The organism is Streptomyces sp. NBC_00286 (assembly GCF_036173125.1).
GTDB lineage: Bacteria > Actinomycetota > Actinomycetes > Streptomycetales > Streptomycetaceae > Streptomyces.
Genome location: NZ_CP108054.1, coordinates 5,402,607 through 5,419,972, shown reverse-complemented (window position 1 = coordinate 5,419,972; position 17,366 = coordinate 5,402,607). Strand labels below are relative to the sequence as shown.

The window sequence follows — 17,366 nt, the reverse complement described above, 5'->3', positions numbered from 1 at the left end:
CTGGGAGTTCAGGTCCTTCCGGGCAGCAACGCGGCGCAGACGGTCGCGATGATCCCGACGAGGAACGCTCCGGCGAGGGCGATCAGGATCCCCGTGGACGGGAACAGCAGTCCGGCCATGGCGAGGAACGAACCGACGCAGCCGCTGATCGCGATCAGCAGAGCCTGTCCCGTCTTGAGAACGGCGGCGATGAACGCGAGCAGGACCAGTACGAGCGGGAAGCCGATCCACGCGTACTGCAGGGCGTCCTGGATCTGTACGACGGTCGCCCGCGCGGACTCGGTCACCTGCGACGACGTGTGGACGGCGGCGACGACGTCGTCACGGCTGGACGCGTAGACGGCTGCCCGCGTCCACCCGACGAGGGTCGTGAACGCGGCGGCGGCCGGCAGCACGCGCCGACTCCACACCAGGGTGCCTCCCTGCTTTCCTGGCTGCTTCCCCGGCCGCTGCCCGTCCGGCTTCTCTGCCTGTGTCTCGTCTTGTTCGGTCATGGGCTCTTGTTCGGTCATGGGCACAGGTCTCCTCAAGGACGCCTGGAGCTCGCCTAGAGCACGATCTGGGCCAGCGCCAGCAGCAGCGGAGGCGCGACCGCACACCCCGCGACCCGCAGTACGCCGAATTCGGGAGCCACCTTGCGCAGCGCCCATCCGGTGGCAAGAGCGAGGAGCAGCAGGCCCGGATCGGGGCGGGTCAACCAGTCCATCAGGCTCGCACTCGGTACCTCAGTGAAGGTCAGGGCGACCAACACGACGGTACGCACCAGCAGATACAGCGCGAACACTCCGCCGACGAGATGCCGCAGCCGCCGGAACTCCACCTCGCATCCCAGCCACCGGCACAGCCCTGCCGTGGCTGCCGCGATGAGCAGGACCCCGGCTGTGTACACGAGAACGTTGAGTACAGACCCCACGGCGACCGCGGCCCACGTACCCAGGCTGACTTCCTGCTCGCTCGCGTCCGGCAGCGTCGCGGCGACCTCGTCGCGGAACACGTCGCGCAGCCGGAACATCAGCAGCGCCAGCACCGGTGCGACGGCCAGCAGCGACAGCACCTGCATCCGGCGGGGTGCGGTGGCGTTCACAGGGTGCTCACCCACGTTTCTATGGTTGCGGCTACGAGAAGCAGGGCCAGACAGATGCACAGCAGCCCGGTGGAGTCGGTCAGCACGTCCCGGACGTGGGGACGTTGCACCCGGTCTCCGGTGAGGTGCCGGATCAGCGCCGGCAGCGGGGCGATGCCCGCGCCCACCGCGACGGCGATGGCGGGGAGTTCGACGACGGCGTGCGGCAGTACGTGCGCGGCCATCACGGACGGACCGGCCACGGCGTACGCCTTGCCGAGTCCCAGCCCGGTCAGGGTGCCGGAGACCAGGGTGAACAGCAGGGTGAAGATGCCCAGCGTGAGCACGCCGCCGAACGCGAGAAGCGCCACGGAGGCGTTGGCGCTGAAGATGTGCCACCAGGTGGCCAGGCCGGGCTGAGCCGGGTTCGTCTCCACTCCGGAGCCCTCACCGACGCCGATCGCCGCACCGGCGGCCATGGCGCCGAACCACAGGAGCGCGCCGGACAGCAGCGCGAGGCGCTGTCTGCGTACGAGGCCGACCGTCCAGCCGACCGCTCCGCTGCTGAAGGCAGGCATTCCCGTTCCGCTTCCTGTCGTTGTCGCCGTCGGTTGGTGTGCGGTCGCGCCGGGATCGGCCGGGTGCCGGGCAACGTAGGCCCGGCACCCGGCCGATCCCGAGGTGTTACCTGACGACTGCCTTCTTGCCTGCGGTGGCGATGGCCTGACGCAGCAGGAACAGGGCCCAGCCGCCGGCCGCGGTGACGCCACCGAAGACGGACAGCGCGGCGGCGATGCTCATGCCGGCCATGATCGCGGTGTAGGCAGCGGCGGCGTTGGCGGCGTTGAAGCCGAAGTAGCCGACCAGAACCGCGGGCGCCACGACGCCCAGCATCAGCAGCGCGCTGCCGGCGACGGCGACGCCGACACCGGCGACGGCGGCACGGCCGTAGGACTTCTTCATGACGTTCCTCCATAAGACGTAAGCTCGGCGTCCCCATACCGCCATGGGGCAGTCCCCGCCCCGATTCCCGCGGGGCGGGGGCATGACTGGCGGAATCTCGTCCGAGCCGTGTGCCACCGTGCCAGGGGCCAAGGCCCCTGCGTACCCCGCTCTTCGGCCCCCTCCGGTTGACCCGCCGAACGAAGCGGAAGACAACTCGAGCCCCAGGAGAAACAGCGGTTGACATCCCAGATGGCCGAATGAAGACTTGCAAAGCGCCTCGGAGCACCGCTCACCCCTGCGCCTGACCAGCGCGCATGACGGTGCTACTCACTCGCCGGGGGCGGTCTTTGGGGGGGGAAAGACGTGAACGACGTCATTGGCGTTGTGATCATCGATGACGACGAGCGGGCGCGCGCCGAGCTGGAGTCACTGCTCACGAACGCGGCGGAGACGGAAGTTCGCGCCGTCCTGGGCAGCGCGGACGCACCCGCGGTGATCGCCGAAGCCGAAGCGGACCTCGTGCTGATCGGCCGGATCGGCTTGGCCTCGGGACTCGAGGCGATTTCCACCGCGGCTCTCGGCCGCCCCAAGCCCTTGGCGCTCGCGGCTTACGGCGGGTTCGACACCGAGCGGTCCCGTGCCACATACCTGAACGGCGTCCTGCCGCCTTCACTGGCAGACCGGGACTTCGTGCACGCGGTGCGGCTGCTGGCAGGCGGGTTGCGGGTGTGGGCGACGCGATCGAGCCAGGTGACGCGGCTCGCCCAGCTCACCCCGCGCGAACAGGACGTGCTGACACTGCTGAGCGACGGGCTGAGCAACGACCAGATAGCGCGCCGGCTGGCCCTGCACGTGGGCACGGTGAAGGACCACATCCGGGCGGTCTACGCGAAGTGCGAGGTGACCAACCGGGTCGAGGCGGCACTCTTCGCACACGGCATCGACACCGCCACCCAGCGCCCCGCAAGAGCCGGCTGACGATCACGGGACCGGCCCGAACGCACTAGCCCCCAGCTCGAAGTGCCACTGAGCTGGGGGCGATTCCGTAGGCCCTGTGGGACTCGAACCCACAACCAATGGATTAAAAGTCCACTGCTCTGCCAATTGAGCTAAGGGCCCTGGCGATGTTGCTCCCCCGAGCATAGCCGGACGTGGCCGGGTCTCCGATCGGGTATCGGGGTCTCGGCCACGGTGGGTGGGTGGAAGCGTCAGGGATCTACCGGTTCCGGGGCGTTCGCGCGGGCCGCTTCTCGGGCGCGGGTGCGTTCGTGGTCGGGGTTGAGGAACCAGTGGCGGGCCGGGGCGTACCACCAGGCGGCGGCGAAGCCGAGGACTACGAGGACGGCGATGGGGGCGTAGTTGAAGGTTTCCCAGGTGACCGGGGAGACCTGGGGCAGCATGAACAGGATCGTGATGAAGATGACCCAGGACACCGCGATTACGCCGATCGGGCCCGACCAACGGCCCAGGTGCCACGGTCCGCGTTCGAAGCCGTCGCCCTTGCGGAGCCGGAGCAGGGTCGGGATGACGTACGCGATGTAGAGGCCGATCACGGCGATCGAGGTCACCGCCGCGTACGCGGTCACGTTGATCAGGTACGGCAGTCCGAGCAGCAGCGCTCCCCCGCCGCCAGCCACACGGCCGCGACAGGCGTACGGGTGCGCGGGCTGACCGTGTGCCAGATGTGTGAGTAGGGCAACGCCCCGTCGCGCGAAAAGGCGTAGATCATGCGGGAGTTGGCGGTCACGGACGCCATGCCGCAGAACAGCTGGGCCCCGATGATCACCAGCAGGAGCAGCTTGCCCGCGGTCGCGCCGAGCGCGTCGAGGAGGATCTGCGCGGGCGGCACACCCGTGGCGGACCCGAGGGCACCGTCGTACGACTGGATGGCGAAGGTGAAGCCCAGCAGGAGTACGAAGCCCGCTATCCACGAGGTCCAGATCGACTGCACGATGCCCTTGGGGCCCGCCGTGGAGGCGTCGTGCGTCTCCTCCGTCACGTGCGCGGAGGCGTCGTACCCGGTCTGAGCGGGGGGACCCCCGTCGCGGCGGAGCCGCAAGTGTCACAGCCCCGCGCCCCTTGAGGGCCTGCGGCCCCCTCGGGCGCGATACCGCGCCGCGAACGCCGCGGGGCCCCGACGACCGAAGTCGTCGGGGCCCCGCGGGCTAGCGTGTGTCAGCCGTTGCGCTTCCAGCGCGGCTTGTCGTCGCGGCGGCCGAACGATGAACCAGTACCGGAGCCGGAGCCCGCGCCACGGTGGTCGTCACGACGGCCGTACGGGCGGTCGTGGCCGCCGGAGCGGAAGCCGCCCGAGGGACGGTCGCCCTGACGGTCGCGGTTGAACGGGCGGTCGCTGCCCCGGTGCCCGGAGGGACGGTCGTCCCGGCGGAAACCACCGGTGGGACGGTCGCCGTCACGCCGGTCGTCGCGGCGGAAACCACCGGAGCCACCCGACGGACGGTCGTCCCGACGGAAACCACCACGGTCGCCATCACGACGCTCATCACGGCGGAACCCACCACGGTCACCGTCACGCCGGTCGTCACGGCGGTCATCGCGACGGAACCCGCCACGCTCACCGTCACGACGGTCGAAGGAACGGCCACCCCGGTCACCGTCACGCCGGTCATCACGACGGAAGCCACCGGAGCCACCCGACGGACGGTCGTCCCGACGGAAACCACCACGGTCGCCATCACGACGCTCGTCCCGACGGAACCCACCACGGTCACCATCACGCCGGTCGTCACGACGGTCGTCCCGGCGGAAGCCACCGGACGGACGGTCGTCACGACGATCCCGGCGCTCGTAGCTGCCCCGCTCATCCCGACGCTGCCGCGGCTGCTCGTACGCCGGCGCGGGCGCCTGCTCCGGCACCGAGGCGGCGGCAAGCGCGGCCTCGGCCGCGGCAGCCTCCACGACGGCGGCGGCCTCGGCGAGCGCGGCCTCCGGGTCGTCGCCCCGCTCGCGCGCGGCACGGGCGAGCAGCCGGTCGGCCTCCTCGCGCAACTCGGTGGCACGACGCTGTGCGCGCTCCAGCTGCTTGGTGAGCTGGGCGACCTCACGCTCGGCCTGCTGCGCGGCGTTGCCCGCCGACTCGGCCTGCACCTCGGTCATCGACCGGGCACCGGTGATCTCCGCGACCTCCGGGTCGAAGGCGGCACCGCCCTGGATGATGTGGCGCGAGGCGTCGACGCCCGCGTCCTCCATCTGACGGAAGATCTGCCGCCGCTGGTGCGGCAGGGACAGCGATACGACCGTGCCGGAGCGGCCCGCGCGGGCCGTACGGCCGGAACGGTGCAGGTAGTCCTTGTGGTCACCGGCCGGGTCGACGTTCAGGACCAGGTCGATGCCGTCGACGTGGATGCCACGGGCGGCGACGTCGGTGGCGACGAGCGCGTTGACGTAACCGTCCTTGAAGTCGGCCAGCGTCCGCGTCCGCGCGCCCTGCGTCATACCGCCGTGCAGCGCGTCGGCCTTCACGCCCGCGTCACGAAGCTGCTCGGCGATACGGTCGGCGCCCAGCTGCGTACGTACGAAGATGATCGTGCGGCCCTTGCGGGAGGCGATCGCGGCGGTGACCGGCGCCTTGTCCTTGGGCTTCACGATGAGGATGTGGTGCGACATGGTCGTCACCGCGCCCTGGGCGGCGTCGACCTCGTGCGTGACCGGGTTGCTCAGGTAGCGCTTGACCAGCGTGGAGATCTCGTTCTCCATCGTGGCCGAGAACAGCATGCGCTGACCGCCGGGCGGAACCTGGTCGAGAAGTTCGGTGACCTCGGGCAGGAAGCCCAGGTCGGACATCTGGTCGGCCTCGTCGATCACGGCGACCTGGACGTTCTCCAGGGAGCAGGCGCCGCGGTTGATGATGTCGCGCAGCCGGCCGGGGGTGGCGACGAGGATGTCGACGCCGCGCTCGAGGGCGTAGATCTGGTTGCCCATCGACGTACCGCCGCAGACGACCTTCATCTTCAGGCCGAGCACGTCGCCGTACGGCTGGAGGGCATCCGCGACCTGCATCGCGAGCTCACGGGTCGGGGTGAGGATGACGCCGCGGGGCTTCTTCTTGTCGGTGTGACCGCCGGACAGCTGCGCCAGCAGCGGCAGACCGAAGGAGAGGGTCTTGCCGGAGCCGGTGCGACCGCGGCCGAGGATGTCCTTGCCGGCCAGGGCGTCCGGGATGGTCGCGGCCTGGATCGGGAAGGGGTTGGTCACGCCGTTCTGCGCGAGCTTGCGCACGATGCCCTCGGGCAGCCCCAGGGTGCCGAAGGTGACCTCGGGGGTCGTGGGAGCCTCGGCCTCGACGGCCTGAGCCTCAGCGGCCTGGGCCTCGACGGCCTCGGCAGACTCGGGCACTTCGACGGCCTCGTTCTCGGGCACGACGACGTGATCAGTACTGGAAATGGACATGCGAATGCGAAACCTTCCGGAGTCTCGTCGGCACGCGCCCGTCAACTCCGTGTTCGCAATTCGACCGCCTCAATGCGATCCAGCCACGGCAAGGGAGAGTACGCGCCACACGGCGCGCTCTGTATTGGCGCCGGGCAAATGGGATCAAACGATCTACCAAGATACGCACCCTCCGACCCTCAAGGCAAATCGGCCCGTCAGCCCCGGCCCGACCCTGGTCGCGTAGCCCAGGTCGGCCGCTGTCGGCCCTGGTCAGCCGCTTACGCCCGCTTGCGGCGCCGGCTCCCGCTGCGCGAGCTGCGTCGTGGGTTCCGGGTGGGCCGACGAGGACGGCTCCGCGGTGGTCGGGGTGGGCGACGGCGTGGGCGACTGCTCCGGCGGCGTGGGCGGCTTCGGCCGGGGAGTCGTACGGGGCGGGGCCGTATGCGTCTCGGTCGGCCCGGGGACCTGCGGTTTCGGCTTCCCCTTCCCCGGCTCGGACGGCGACGAGGGGTCGCTGCCGGCGTCCCGCGACGGCGCTGCCGACCCGTCCGCGTCCCCCCTTTCGCCCCGGTCTCCCGAGGCCGACGCACCGGGCTCCGCCGAGCCGTGTTCTTCGTCACCCGCCCCGCCGAGCCCGGAGCCACCGCCGCCGCCCGTCACCGCCGAACCGCCGTCGGGCGCCGCACCACCCCGCTGCCCCGCGGAGTGCGAGGGCCGGGCACTGCTCGCATCGTCGTCGTCATCGCTGACGTTCATACAGCCGGCGGTCGCCGTGACGGCCAGGGCCACGGCGGCCAGACGGACGGGTACGTTCAGGGCGCGCACGGGCAGCCACCTCCGGGGCGGGGACGAGCAGTCCCCCTGCCCAACTCCCGCCGCCCGCAAGAGGACACGCCGCCGCAAGAACAGGTTTCAACAGTCGTACGGTACGGATCTCATCCCTATCCGCGTCCCTACGCGAAGCCGCACGTACGAGCCTCGTACAGGCAGGCCTCGTACAGACAGACCTCGTACGTACGGGCCTCACCCGTACCCGAGGGCATGCAGCCGCGCATCGTCGATCCCGAAGTGGTGGGCGATCTCGTGAACCACCGTCACTTCCGTTTCCGCGACGACGTCCTCGCGCGACTCGCACATCCGCAGCGTCGGCCCCCGGTAGATCGTGATCCGGTCCGGCAGCACGCCCGCGTACCACTCGCCGCGGTCCGTCAGCGGAGTCCCCTCGTACAGCCCGAGCAGCTCGGGATCGTCGCTCGGCGGTTCGTCTTCGACGAACACCGCCACGTTGTCCATCAGCCGTGTCAGCTCCGGCGGGATCCGGTCCAGGGCCTCGGAGACCAGTTCCTCGAACTCCTCGCGCGTCATCTCCAGCACAGAGCCATTGTCGGGTACGGACGTCACCCGCGAGAGCCGTACGAGGCCCCGATCGTGCGGCATATCCGGCCCCGGACTTGGGCATACGGGACCAATGGCCCGCGTCCCCGCCGCCGCTCTGCACCACGTACGCAAGGCAACAGCCGCCCTGGTACGCCACTATCGCGCTCGCCGCGCGCACCCGGTCATCGAACTCGTCCACCAACCGCACCCGTACGCCCGCCCGTCGCCCACCACCGCCCTACTCGATGGCGCTCCGCGCCAGCCCTTTAAATCTGCCCTCGGCCTGATCATGGTCGCGCTGGTCGGGGCCTGGCTGGGCCTGCTGATCGTGGGGAACGTACGCGCCCCGGTCGGCCCCATGGACACCACCATGACCCTGCGCCCCTCCTTCACCGGCGGCACGAAGATCAACGTCTCGCCGCTCGGAGCCCTCGAACTGCGCAGCCATGTCGCGCCGATCCGCCTCGACGTCGACGTGGACCAGCTCGACCCCGTCCGCTCCCAGGCCCTCGTCGACCACCCCGAACGGCTCTCCGGCCTCCAGGACGAGGTCACCAGCGACGTCGGCGACGGCACCCTCGACCTGGCCGTACGTTCCGGAGTCGCCGTCGTCTCCGGCGCCACCGCACTCGGCCTCGCCGTCTACCGCCGCCCACGCCGCGCCCTCGCGGCCGGCGGCCTGGCCCTCGCCCTGCTGACGGCCTCCGGGGCGACGGCCTTCGCGACCTGGAACCCCAAGTCGGTCCTGGAGCCGAAGTTCTCCGGACTGCTGAGCAGTGCCCCCTCAGTGGTTGGCAACGCCCGCAGCATCGTCAGCGAATTCGACGTCTACCAGAAGGAGTTGGCGCGCCTGGTGACGAACGTGACGAAGCTGTACGACGCCACGTCCACCCTTCCCGCGTACGCCCCCGACCCCTCCACCATCCGCGTCCTGCACGTCTCCGACATCCATCTCAACCCGGCGAGCTGGAAGATCATCGCCTCGCTGGTGAAGCAGTACAAGATCAATGTGATCGTCGACTCCGGCGACACCATGGACCACGGCTCCACGGCGGAGAACGGCTTCCTGGACCCGGCGGCCGACCTGGGCGCCCCGTACGTATGGGTGCGCGGCAATCACGATTCGCGGGAGACGCAGGCGTATCTGGAGCGCATGAAGAACGTGCACGTGCTGGACGACGGGCGGGCCGTGTCCGTCGCGGGTCTGCGGTTCGCGGGCATGGGCGACCCGCAGTTCACCCCCGACCGCTCCAAGGAGGTGACCGCCTCGGAGGAGCTGGCGGGCGCCCGTCTGGCCTCCGCGATCCGCGACCAGGAGACGGCGGGCACGCCCGTGGACATCGCCCTCGCGCACAACCCGGACGCCGCGCGCGAGGTGGACGGCACGGTGCCGCTCGTACTGGCGGGCCATCTCCACCATCCGGAGATGGAGGTCATGAAGTACGGCACGCGCCTGCGCATCGAGGGCTCGACGGGCGGAAGCGGGCTGCGCGCGCTGCAGAACAAGTACCCCGACCCGATCGAGACCTCGGTCCTCTACCTGGACCGCGAGACCCGCCGCCTCCAGGCCTGGGACGAGATCAAGCTGGGCGGCCTGGGCCTGACCACGGCGGAGGTCAGCCGCCACCTACCGGAGGAGAACCGACCGGGCGCGTCCCCGACGCCATCGCCGTCTCCGGGTTCCCCATCGGCTGGCTCCCCATCCCCTGGTTCCCCGTCTCCTGGTTCCCCGTCTCCTGGCACCGCATCGCCGTCTCCCGGCTCCCCCTCGCCTCCCCTTGCTCCCTCCCCCTCCCCCTCCCCCTAACCCGTTTTGCCGATCCCCCCCGACTCCCATATGCTGCTGACGTCCCCGACGCGCCGTGAGGCGCCCAGGCAGGCCCCAGCCCTCATCGTCTAGCGGCCTAGGACGCCGCCCTTTCAAGGCGGTAGCACGGGTTCGAATCCCGTTGGGGGCACATACAGCCACGGCACGTTCAGCCGCCCTGTGGGCAAGATTGACAGCGAATCGCAAGGAATCGTCGACGGCTGCGATCACTTCTTGGACAATAACCAACAGATCGCTTCGGCACCGCCGGTCTCACGGAAGGTGCCTTCAGGCCGTTAATCGCTGCCTCGTCGACCCAAGCCGGTCCCAGTGAACCGTCTGCCGCGCGCACACGTCGTGCGCACGCAGGCGATGCCTGATCGACGATCCGACACACGCTCTGATCGTCGATCCGACACGAGCCCGACTTGAGAGGCATGTATGCGCAGACGACCACTTCTCCTAGTTCTCTTACTGGTCATCGTCGGTGTGGCAGCCACAATCCCGGCGATCCAGTCCGCTTCCCGTGGCTCCGGCGAGAGCATCGCCGAGGCGCCGGCCGCTGCCGCCGGCGATGCCGAGCACACCGTCACTCTGCAGAACAAGACGGACGAGCGTATCTGGGTCGGCAGCTCGGCCAGCGCCGACGGCTCGGCCCCGCTCACCGGGCTGCCGACGCTTGACCCGGGCCAGTCCGCCAAGATCACCATCCCCGAGAACTCGGGCGCCGGGCACTGGCGCGGCACGCTCTTCCCCCGCAAGGGCTGCACCGGTGAGGAAGGCAGCACGTTCCACTGCGCCGTCGGTGACTGCGGGCCGTACGCCGACCGGTGCTCCACCGGGGAACAGCCCACCAGCCTCGCTGAGTTCAACTTCGATACGCGCGACGCAGCGGCACCCTGGTACGACGTCAGCTACGTCAACGCCGTATCGACGCCCATCACCATCACCCCCGACGGTGTGCCGCCGCCCGAGGACGGCGGGGAGTGCGCCGAGGTGGGCTGCGCCACTGATCTGCTGGCCGCCTGCCCGCCCGAGAACCTGACCAAGGACCAGGCCACGGGCAAGCCGCTGGTGTGCGTCAACCCGAACCGGGACGCGAAGACCGCCTACAGCGATGCGCTCGCCCAGAAGTGCCCAAAGGCCTACTCATGGTCCAAGCACGACGCCGAATCGGGCAACCAGGTCATGCGTCAGTGCAGCAAGTGCAAGGGCATGACCGTCACCTTCCATGGAAACGGCACTCCCGAGAACCCCAACCCCACGAACCCCAACCCGAACCCGCAACCCAGTCCGAGCGACCCGAACCCCGGCGACCCCGCGCCCGCGGTCGGCAAGAAGGGCATCAACCTCAACCCCTTCGACGGCGCCGACAAGGCGCTGGCCGAGTCCGGCGCGTCCTGGTACCACAACTGGGCCTCCTCCACCGGCGAGGTCGCCAAGCCGGACGGCGTCGAGTTCGTCCCAACGATCTGGGGCCCCGGCTCGGTCAACGACGCCGAGCTGGGCAAAGCCAAGCAGGAAGGCAAGAACCTCCTCACCTTCAACGAGCCCGACCTGCCCAGCCAGGCCAACATGACCCCCGAACAGGCCCTGGATCTGTGGCCCCAACTGGAGAAAACCGGCCTGCCCCTCGGAGCCCCGGCGGTCGCCACCGACGCCGACAAACCCGACGGCTGGCTGGACCGCTTCATGAAGGGAGCCGCCGAACGTGGCCTGCGGGTCGACTTCATCCCCGTGCACTGGTACGGCTCCGACTTCGGCCCGGCAGCCACCGACCAGCTCGCCGGCTACTTGCAGCGCATCCACGAGCGCTACAAGAAGCCGATCTGGCTGACCGAGTACGGCCTCATCGACTTCTCCCAGGGCAAACCCCGCTACCCCAACGAGCAGGAACAGACCGCCTTCATCAAGTCGTCGGCGACGATGCTGGAGAGCCTGGACTTCGTGCAGCGGTACGCGTGGTTCACCCTTGGCACCAAGACCAGCCCGACCGGCCTCTACGACGGCACGAACGCGACCGCCAACGGCCGTGCGTACCGCGAGGCGGGCTGACCCACATCGGTCCCCTATGAGGGGCCCTGACACATAGACAGCAACGACAGCAACGGGCCAGGAAGCGGGCCGCGCCGGAAAGCCGGCGCGGCCCGTGGCATTGGCGGACTTGATGGACTGCGGCAGGTGGAACGAGCCGACATCGACATCGACATCGAGTGTTGAACCGTCTCATCGAGAACGCAAAAATTGCACACTCGCCCACAAGCACCGAAAGAGTACGACCTTGGTGCGCCAGGTGATCGAAGAGCTGGGGTGGGTCGCTTTGCTGGGCTAACGGCCGGGGCCGGGGCCTTTGCCCCTCTGCGGGTTGCCGGACTGCTGGACCGCCGGCCGAGATGGATCGGAGCCTTTGGACGGCGTGTCATTCGTATCGGTCGACCTGTAAGTTGCGCGGACCTCTAGGCCTACAAGCTCCATGCCCTGGGCGCCGAGCAGGGAGCGAGGGGCCGCCGATGACGGGGAAACCGGAGATTCCGCCGAATTCGCCATGCGTAGGTTTCCTTCGGCGAAGTGTGGTGCGTAATTTGTAATCCCGTCATGATTCCTGATACTGGGGCTGAATTGAAAGTTCGACTCCTGTGTCGCTTCCGAAGCCCCCGGCGCGCCTAGTCGTGCGGGAATAGGGTCAACTCCCGCGGCCTGCGACATCCTCCTATCGATTTCTGCCAACGCTTCCGTGGCACGGTCTAGCTCCCCCGAAATGCTTTTGGCCGCAGTTAGGTGATCAGTTTCACTCCCGCCCGCAAGGCTGACCGTGAACCCGGCCTCAACACGATCGCCTTCCGTACGGACCGGGGACGCCTCGTCAACTTGCTGCGCCGAGCGCACAAAGCGCTCGGCCACCGTCTCGGCTTGCGGCTCGGGAGCGACCGATCCCAGCGCTTGGCCCAACGCGGTCCGACGTTCCGCTTCCTGAGCCCACGCGGCCCGCTCGGCCTCGGCCAGCTGCTCCGGCGTTCTCGGCACCTCGGCCCCGCGTTGCGTCTCGGCCAGCTGCTCCGGACCGACCGACCCCAGCGCTTGGCCCAACGCGGTCCGACGTTCCGCTTCCTGAGCCCACGCGGCCCGCTCGGCCTCGGCCAGCTGCTCCGGACCGACCGACCCCAGTGCTTGGCCCAACGCGGTCCGACGTTCCGCTTCCAACGCCGTGGCCCGCTCGGCCTGACTGGGGGTGTCGAACTGCATCTCCTTGGCTGCCGCGTCGAAAATCTCCCTTGTCTGCGCATTGCTCGCGTACTTCGCGACAGTCGGGTACTTCTCGGGATGTGCGTCGAATTGCTGCCGGAGGTTGTCATCCGTCCTGAGCCGTTTCAGAACCGCATCCTCGAAGGCTTCTCGAGCGAGATGCGGAAGTTCGCGGACCCGCTCTTCGAGGCGTCCCATCCTCCGACCTACCGGCTTCCAGGTGTCGGCCTGCGCGCGTTGCTCACCCATCGTCGCCGGGTCGGGCGCCGTACGCTCCACAGCCGGGCGGGGCTCCGGCCGGACCTCGGTCTGGCCGAATCCGTCGGTCTCAATCCCACCGGCGGATGAGGCGCTTCGCCCGCCGAGCGCCGAGCGCATCAACCTCCACAGGCGACGTAGCCCGTCCTGCAAGCGCCTGCGGCGTTCTCTGCTGCGTGCTGCCCTTTCATCCAGATCAATCAGCTGTTGCACCAAGTCCCCGCCGCCAGGAGGCCGCTTGGTCAGCGTCCTGTCTTCGGAGCCTGGGGAACGCTGGGCGGGAGTGGCCATGGTGCCCCTCTCTCATGGTCGGAGTGCTGACGTGACGAACAACGAACGGCCGGGATGAACGGTTCATCACTGGGCACTCCACTCGTGCCCGCGTGCGCCGTGTCCGCGGGTCCCCTCGGGATCGTCCGCCGTCTCTCAAGGGCCGATACCGCATCGCCAGAACCGGGATTCGGTGTCCGAACCGCTCACCTCGTGAACCGTCCGTGCCGCGCCTCCGTCGTGCACGTGCGGGCACCACCTGATCCCTGATCGCCGGCCCCCGGTGCCCGCGCCCCAGTGCCCGCCCGACCAGAAGGGCATCCTGTATGCGCAGACACCCAGTTCTGTTGACGGTCTTGCTGGTCGTTCTCGTCGTCGCGGCAGTCGTGGCCTCGGCGATGCAGTCCCCTCCCTCCGACCACGGCGACCGGGTCTCCGGGGTGGCGGGCGCCGACGATGCCGAGCACACCGTCACCCTGGGGAACAAGACGCACGGACGCGTCTGGGTCGGCAACTCGGCCGACACCGGCGGCTCGGCCCGCGGTCCGGTGTGAGCGGCTCCGAGCCGGACCCGGTTGCGGGCCCGAAGGCCGAGAACGTCGATGTTCATTGCCGCCCTCTCGCGCGACCGCGAAGTACATGACTGACACAGAACAGAAGTTGAACCATTCTCAGCTCCCGTCCGTGTCAGATTCATCCGCGCCGTGATCCAGGAGGGGGCACGGCGAGGCCCACGGCCGGAGGTGTCCGCACGTTGAGGGGATTGACGGGGTCGAGTGGTACGCACCCATGCGCAGGAGCGGGTGTGATCTGCCCGGCGGCGGTGGCAGTCGTGCGCAAGCCGTCTCGGTCACCGTGCCCCGGGCGACCAGACCCTGGACGCCGGCCCCCGGCGTCAGGACTTGCCGACGCACGCGGTAGACCGGTCGGCAAGCTCAGGCACGGTCTGGCAAGGTCAGCGATGAAGGAGTCACCTGTTCGGTATCACGACCGGCGCCGAGGAGTCGTCGCCCCGCGAGATACGGATCCTGAACGTACCTGTGTCCAGGCTGTGCAGTCTCTCCCTGATCTCCCGGGCGTCCGGGTGACCGAACTCCTGGAAGATCGCCAGTGCCTGCCGCCAGCTGGTGTGGGCCGCCTCCTGCGCGCCGGCGGCCTGGTAGACGTCGCCGAGGTGGCCGAGGGTGTGGCCCTCGCCCCATCGGTTGCCGACGTCTCGATGGGCCTCAAGCGCCTGGTGGTAGTACCTGATCGCGGTGTCGGCGTTGTGGAGCCGGTGGTGGACCGTGCCGAGGATGTCGAGCGTGACACCGCCGAACCAGCGGTTGCCGATGGCACGCAGCACGGTCAGCGCCTGCTCCAGGCATTCAATGGCCTCCTCGAACCGGCCGAGCCGCTGGTAGGCGTCGCCCAGGCTGGCCAGGTCGATTCCCTCCCCCCAGGCGTTGCCGAGGGCCCGGTCGACGGCCAGCGCTCGGCGGCTGTACTCCACGGCCTTGTCGAGTCGGCCGGCTTGGAGGTAGGTGTTGCCCAGATTGCTCAGGGCCTGGGCCCTGCCGTACGTGTCCCCGAGCTCCCGGCAGAGGGCCATCGCCTGGCGGAGGTGGCCGATCGCCTTGTCGAACCGGCGCATGTGTGTCAGAGCCGCGGCCATGTCCCCGAGGCCCCAGGCCACGCCCCTGCGGTCGGAGGCGCCGTGGGAGGCCGTAAGGCCTGTTCGGGCGGCGTAGAGCCAGTCGTGCAGATGGCTGCGGAGGTAGAAGAACCCCCACAGAACGGCGGGCAGGCGCCATGCGATGTCCGGCCGGCCTCGGATCGCGGCCTGGTGCACGGCGTTGACGAGGTTGACCCGTTCGGTCTCGCACCACCCAAGGGCCTGGTCGTGCGTGGCGAACGCCAGAGGGCGGCAGCCGGGAGGCAGCGGCCCGAGGGGTACGCGTCTACGCTGCGGGGCGAGGAACGGGTAGGTGGCGTCCGCGGTGTGCAGATACCAGCTCAGGAGCCGTTCGACGGCCCGGTCCTGTTCCTGCGGGGTCTCTTCAGTGGCGACGCGTTCGGCGGCGTAGACGCGCAGCAGGTCGTGCAGTGCGTAGCGGCCCGGTGAGTGCTCGGTGAGCAGGTAGGCGTGCGTGAGTTCGGCGAGCAGGGCGTGTGCCTCACGCAGCGGCAGCCCGGCGAGGGCGGCCGCGGCGGGGGCGGAGATGTCGGGTCCGGAGTGCAGGCTCAGCAGGTGGAACAGCCGGGCGGCCGAGGTGGACAGGGCCTCGTACGACCAGGAGAAGACCGCTCGTACGTCCGTGGCGAGTTCGCCCCCGGCGAAGGCGTCGAGGCTGCCCTGGCTGTCGCGCAGTTCCTGGGCGACGGCGCTGAGCGTGAAGGCGGGATGGGTGGCGGCCCGGGCGGCGACGACGGCCAGGGCCAGCGGCAGCCGACCGCAGCGGGCGATGATCTCGTCCACCGCCTGTGGTTCCGCCACCAGCCGTCCGGCGCCGAGGCGGCGGACCAGGAAGCTGTGCGCTTCCGTGCGTGTCATCGGGTTGAGCGTCAGTGGATGCGCTCCGTCGTTGGCGATCAGGCCGGTGAGCTGGTTGCGGCTGGTGACGATGACCAGGGAGCCGGGGGAGCCGGGCAGCAGTGGGCGGATCTGTTCGGTGTCACGGGCGTTGTCCAGGAGGATGAGCATCCGCCGGTCGGCGAGCAGGCTGCGGTAGAGCGCCGCCTGGGCGTCGAGGCTGGCGGGGATGCGCTGCGGCGGGACGCCGAGCGCGTCGAGGAAGGAGCGGATGGCGTCCCCGGGCGACACGATCGAGCCGGTGGGGTCGAAGCCGCGCAGGTTGACGTAGAGCTGGCCGTCGGGAAAGCGGTGGGCGATCTGGTGGGCCCAGTGCACCGCCAGGGTGGTCTTGCCGATGCCGGCCATGCCGCAGATCACGCTGATCACCATCGTGGCCGGATGCTCTGCCTCGTCGGGCAACAGGGCCCGTGTCTGGTCGAGTTCGGCGCGACGGCCGCTGAAGGTGGACAGGTCGGCGGGCAGCTGCGCGGGACGGGCCGCGTTCGCGCCGGGGGAGACGGCCGGATCCGCCGACGGGTCGGCGTCCATCAGCAGCGAGGATGCGTCCTCCAGCGGCGGGGAGGGCTGCAGGTCCAGTGTGGCGTCGGCCGCCAGGATCCGGTCGTGCAGCTCCCGCAGCTGCGTACCGGGCTCGATGCCCAGTTCGGCCACCAGAGTGCTCCGTGCCCTGCGGTACGCCGCCAACGCCTCGGCCTGTCGCCCCGACCGGTACAACGCCAGCATCAGCAGCTGCCACAGCCGCTCCCGCAACGGATGTTCACCGGTCAGCGACGTCAGCTCCGCGATCACCTCGCCGTGGCGCCCGAGCTGGACATCAAGGTCCAACCGGGACTCCAGCGTGTTCAGCCGCTCCTCGTTCAACCGGGAGCGCTCGGCCTCGGCCAACGGGCCGGGCAGCCCCGCCAACGGCGTTCCCTCCCACTCGCCGAGCGCGGCACGCAACAAGTCCGCTGCGGCAGACACCCCGTCCGCGCCGTCAGCGGCGCGCAGCTTCTTCGCCTCGGCGACCCGCTGCTCGAACACTCGCAGGTCCAGGGCATCGTCCGGGATGCGGGCCAGATATCCGTCCGCGGCCGAGACGATCACCTGCGGAGACTCACCCGCCTCACGCCCGGGCTCCAACACCTTGCGCAACCGCGACACATACGTACGCAGAACGGATACCGCTGCCGCCGGCGGCTCCTCGCCCCAGACCGCGTCGACGAGCTCGCCGACCGTGACGGGACGCCCGTGACGCAACAACAACGCCGCCAGTACCACCCGCTGCTGCGGCGAACCTAAGTCCAGTTCCCGCTCGCCATGCCATGCTCGGACCGGCCCCAGCACCGCAAAGCGCACGGAATCTTCAAGGGTTGCGCTCACTGGGTGCACTCTACATACAGTCGACTGCGACACCGTAATCCTCCACGGAACGTACTCATCCGTAACCGCAGGTG

General features: G+C 69.5%; 13 protein-coding genes, 2 tRNA genes and 1 pseudogene. 5 read left to right on the top strand and 11 right to left on the bottom strand.

Annotation, left to right across the window (positions count from 1 at the left end):
• Nucleotides 1-8 precede the first annotated feature (8 nt).
• The 4 genes from OHT21_RS24900 to OHT21_RS24885 all read right to left on the bottom strand — a co-directional run bounded on the left by OHT21_RS24900 (nt 9) and on the right by OHT21_RS24885 (nt 2,026).
• On the bottom strand, nt 9-512 hold the full coding sequence (locus OHT21_RS24900) for a hypothetical protein (RefSeq protein WP_328770549.1): 504 nt from the start codon (nt 510-512) through the stop codon (nt 9-11).
• 35 nt (nt 513-547) lie between these two features.
• Complete coding sequence (locus OHT21_RS24895) at nt 548-1,099, bottom strand: hypothetical protein (RefSeq protein ID WP_328770548.1); 552 nt, start codon at nt 1,097-1,099, stop codon at nt 548-550.
• Nucleotides 1,081-1,641: a stage II sporulation protein M gene (locus OHT21_RS24890; protein WP_328770547.1), complete on the bottom strand. Its 561-nt coding sequence runs from the start codon at nt 1,639-1,641 to the stop codon at nt 1,081-1,083. The genes OHT21_RS24895 and OHT21_RS24890 overlap by 19 nt, the downstream gene beginning before the upstream one ends.
• A gap of 106 nt (nt 1,642-1,747) precedes the next feature.
• Nucleotides 1,748-2,026: a hypothetical protein gene (locus OHT21_RS24885; protein ID WP_328770546.1), complete on the bottom strand. Its 279-nt coding sequence runs from the start codon at nt 2,024-2,026 to the stop codon at nt 1,748-1,750.
• Between the two features lie 345 nt (nt 2,027-2,371).
• Here OHT21_RS24885 and OHT21_RS24880 point away from each other — a divergent pair, with 345 nt between their 5' ends.
• The gene (locus tag OHT21_RS24880; RefSeq protein ID WP_328770545.1) at nt 2,372-2,986 is read left to right on the top strand and encodes a response regulator transcription factor; all 615 of its coding nucleotides are present in this window, start codon (nt 2,372-2,374) and stop codon (nt 2,984-2,986) included.
• Between the two features lie 68 nt (nt 2,987-3,054).
• Here OHT21_RS24880 and OHT21_RS24875 read toward each other — a convergent pair.
• The 5 genes and pseudogenes from OHT21_RS24875 to OHT21_RS24855 all read right to left on the bottom strand — a co-directional run bounded on the left by OHT21_RS24875 (nt 3,055) and on the right by OHT21_RS24855 (nt 7,774).
• Nucleotides 3,055-3,127: transfer RNA gene (locus OHT21_RS24875), tRNA-Lys, on the bottom strand.
• Between the two features lie 89 nt (nt 3,128-3,216).
• Nucleotides 3,217-4,031 (bottom strand): annotated as a pseudogene (locus tag OHT21_RS24870) (amino acid permease); the annotation flags it as partial.
• Between the two features lie 152 nt (nt 4,032-4,183).
• Nucleotides 4,184-6,418 (bottom strand): DEAD/DEAH box helicase, encoded by a 2,235-nt coding sequence (locus OHT21_RS24865; RefSeq protein WP_328770544.1) that lies wholly within the window; start codon nt 6,416-6,418, stop codon nt 4,184-4,186.
• A 252-nt stretch (nt 6,419-6,670) separates the two neighbouring features.
• Complete coding sequence (locus tag OHT21_RS24860) at nt 6,671-7,225, bottom strand: hypothetical protein (protein ID WP_328770543.1); 555 nt, start codon at nt 7,223-7,225, stop codon at nt 6,671-6,673.
• Between the two features lie 198 nt (nt 7,226-7,423).
• The gene (locus tag OHT21_RS24855; RefSeq protein WP_328770542.1) at nt 7,424-7,774 is read right to left on the bottom strand and encodes a metallopeptidase family protein; all 351 of its coding nucleotides are present in this window, start codon (nt 7,772-7,774) and stop codon (nt 7,424-7,426) included.
• Nucleotides 7,775-7,868: 94 nt separating this feature from the next.
• Between OHT21_RS24855 and OHT21_RS24850 the strand changes: the two genes are divergently transcribed.
• From OHT21_RS24850 to OHT21_RS24840, 3 genes are all read left to right on the top strand, one after another.
• Nucleotides 7,869-9,584, top strand: coding sequence for a metallophosphoesterase family protein (locus OHT21_RS24850; protein ID WP_328770541.1), 1,716 nt, complete (start codon nt 7,869-7,871; stop codon nt 9,582-9,584).
• 78 nt (nt 9,585-9,662) lie between these two features.
• Nucleotides 9,663-9,735: transfer RNA gene (locus OHT21_RS24845), tRNA-Glu, on the top strand.
• Nucleotides 9,736-10,073: 338 nt separating this feature from the next.
• Nucleotides 10,074-11,639, top strand: coding sequence for a glycosyl hydrolase (locus tag OHT21_RS24840; RefSeq protein WP_328770540.1), 1,566 nt, complete (start codon nt 10,074-10,076; stop codon nt 11,637-11,639).
• Between the two features lie 273 nt (nt 11,640-11,912).
• On the opposite strand, the gene OHT21_RS24835 is transcribed toward OHT21_RS24840, so the two are convergent.
• Nucleotides 11,913-13,298, bottom strand: a complete 1,386-nt coding sequence (locus tag OHT21_RS24835; RefSeq protein ID WP_328770539.1) for a hypothetical protein — start codon at nt 13,296-13,298, stop codon at nt 11,913-11,915.
• 404 nt (nt 13,299-13,702) lie between these two features.
• Here OHT21_RS24835 and OHT21_RS24830 point away from each other — a divergent pair, with 404 nt between their 5' ends.
• Complete coding sequence (locus OHT21_RS24830) at nt 13,703-13,909, top strand: hypothetical protein (RefSeq protein WP_328770538.1); 207 nt, start codon at nt 13,703-13,705, stop codon at nt 13,907-13,909.
• A gap of 416 nt (nt 13,910-14,325) precedes the next feature.
• Here OHT21_RS24830 and OHT21_RS24825 read toward each other — a convergent pair whose 3' ends face one another.
• Nucleotides 14,326-17,292, bottom strand: coding sequence for an AfsR/SARP family transcriptional regulator (locus tag OHT21_RS24825; protein ID WP_328770537.1), 2,967 nt, complete (start codon nt 17,290-17,292; stop codon nt 14,326-14,328).
• Nucleotides 17,293-17,366 lie beyond the last annotated feature (74 nt).

Excerpts from the sequence above, each read along its gene's own strand:
- OHT21_RS24900 (WP_328770549.1), bottom strand. The coding sequence starts at position 512 with ATGACCGAACAAGAGCCCATGACCGAACAAGACGAGACACAGGCAGAG.
- OHT21_RS24890 (WP_328770547.1), bottom strand. The coding sequence starts at position 1,641 with ATGCCTGCCTTCAGCAGCGGAGCGGTCGGCTGGACGGTCGGCCTCGTA.
- OHT21_RS24885 (WP_328770546.1), bottom strand. The coding sequence starts at position 2,026 with ATGAAGAAGTCCTACGGCCGTGCCGCCGTCGCCGGTGTCGGCGTCGCC.
- OHT21_RS24865 (WP_328770544.1), bottom strand. The coding sequence starts at position 6,418 with ATGTCCATTTCCAGTACTGATCACGTCGTCGTGCCCGAGAACGAGGCC.
- OHT21_RS24850 (WP_328770541.1), top strand. The coding sequence starts at position 7,869 with ATGGCCCGCGTCCCCGCCGCCGCTCTGCACCACGTACGCAAGGCAACA.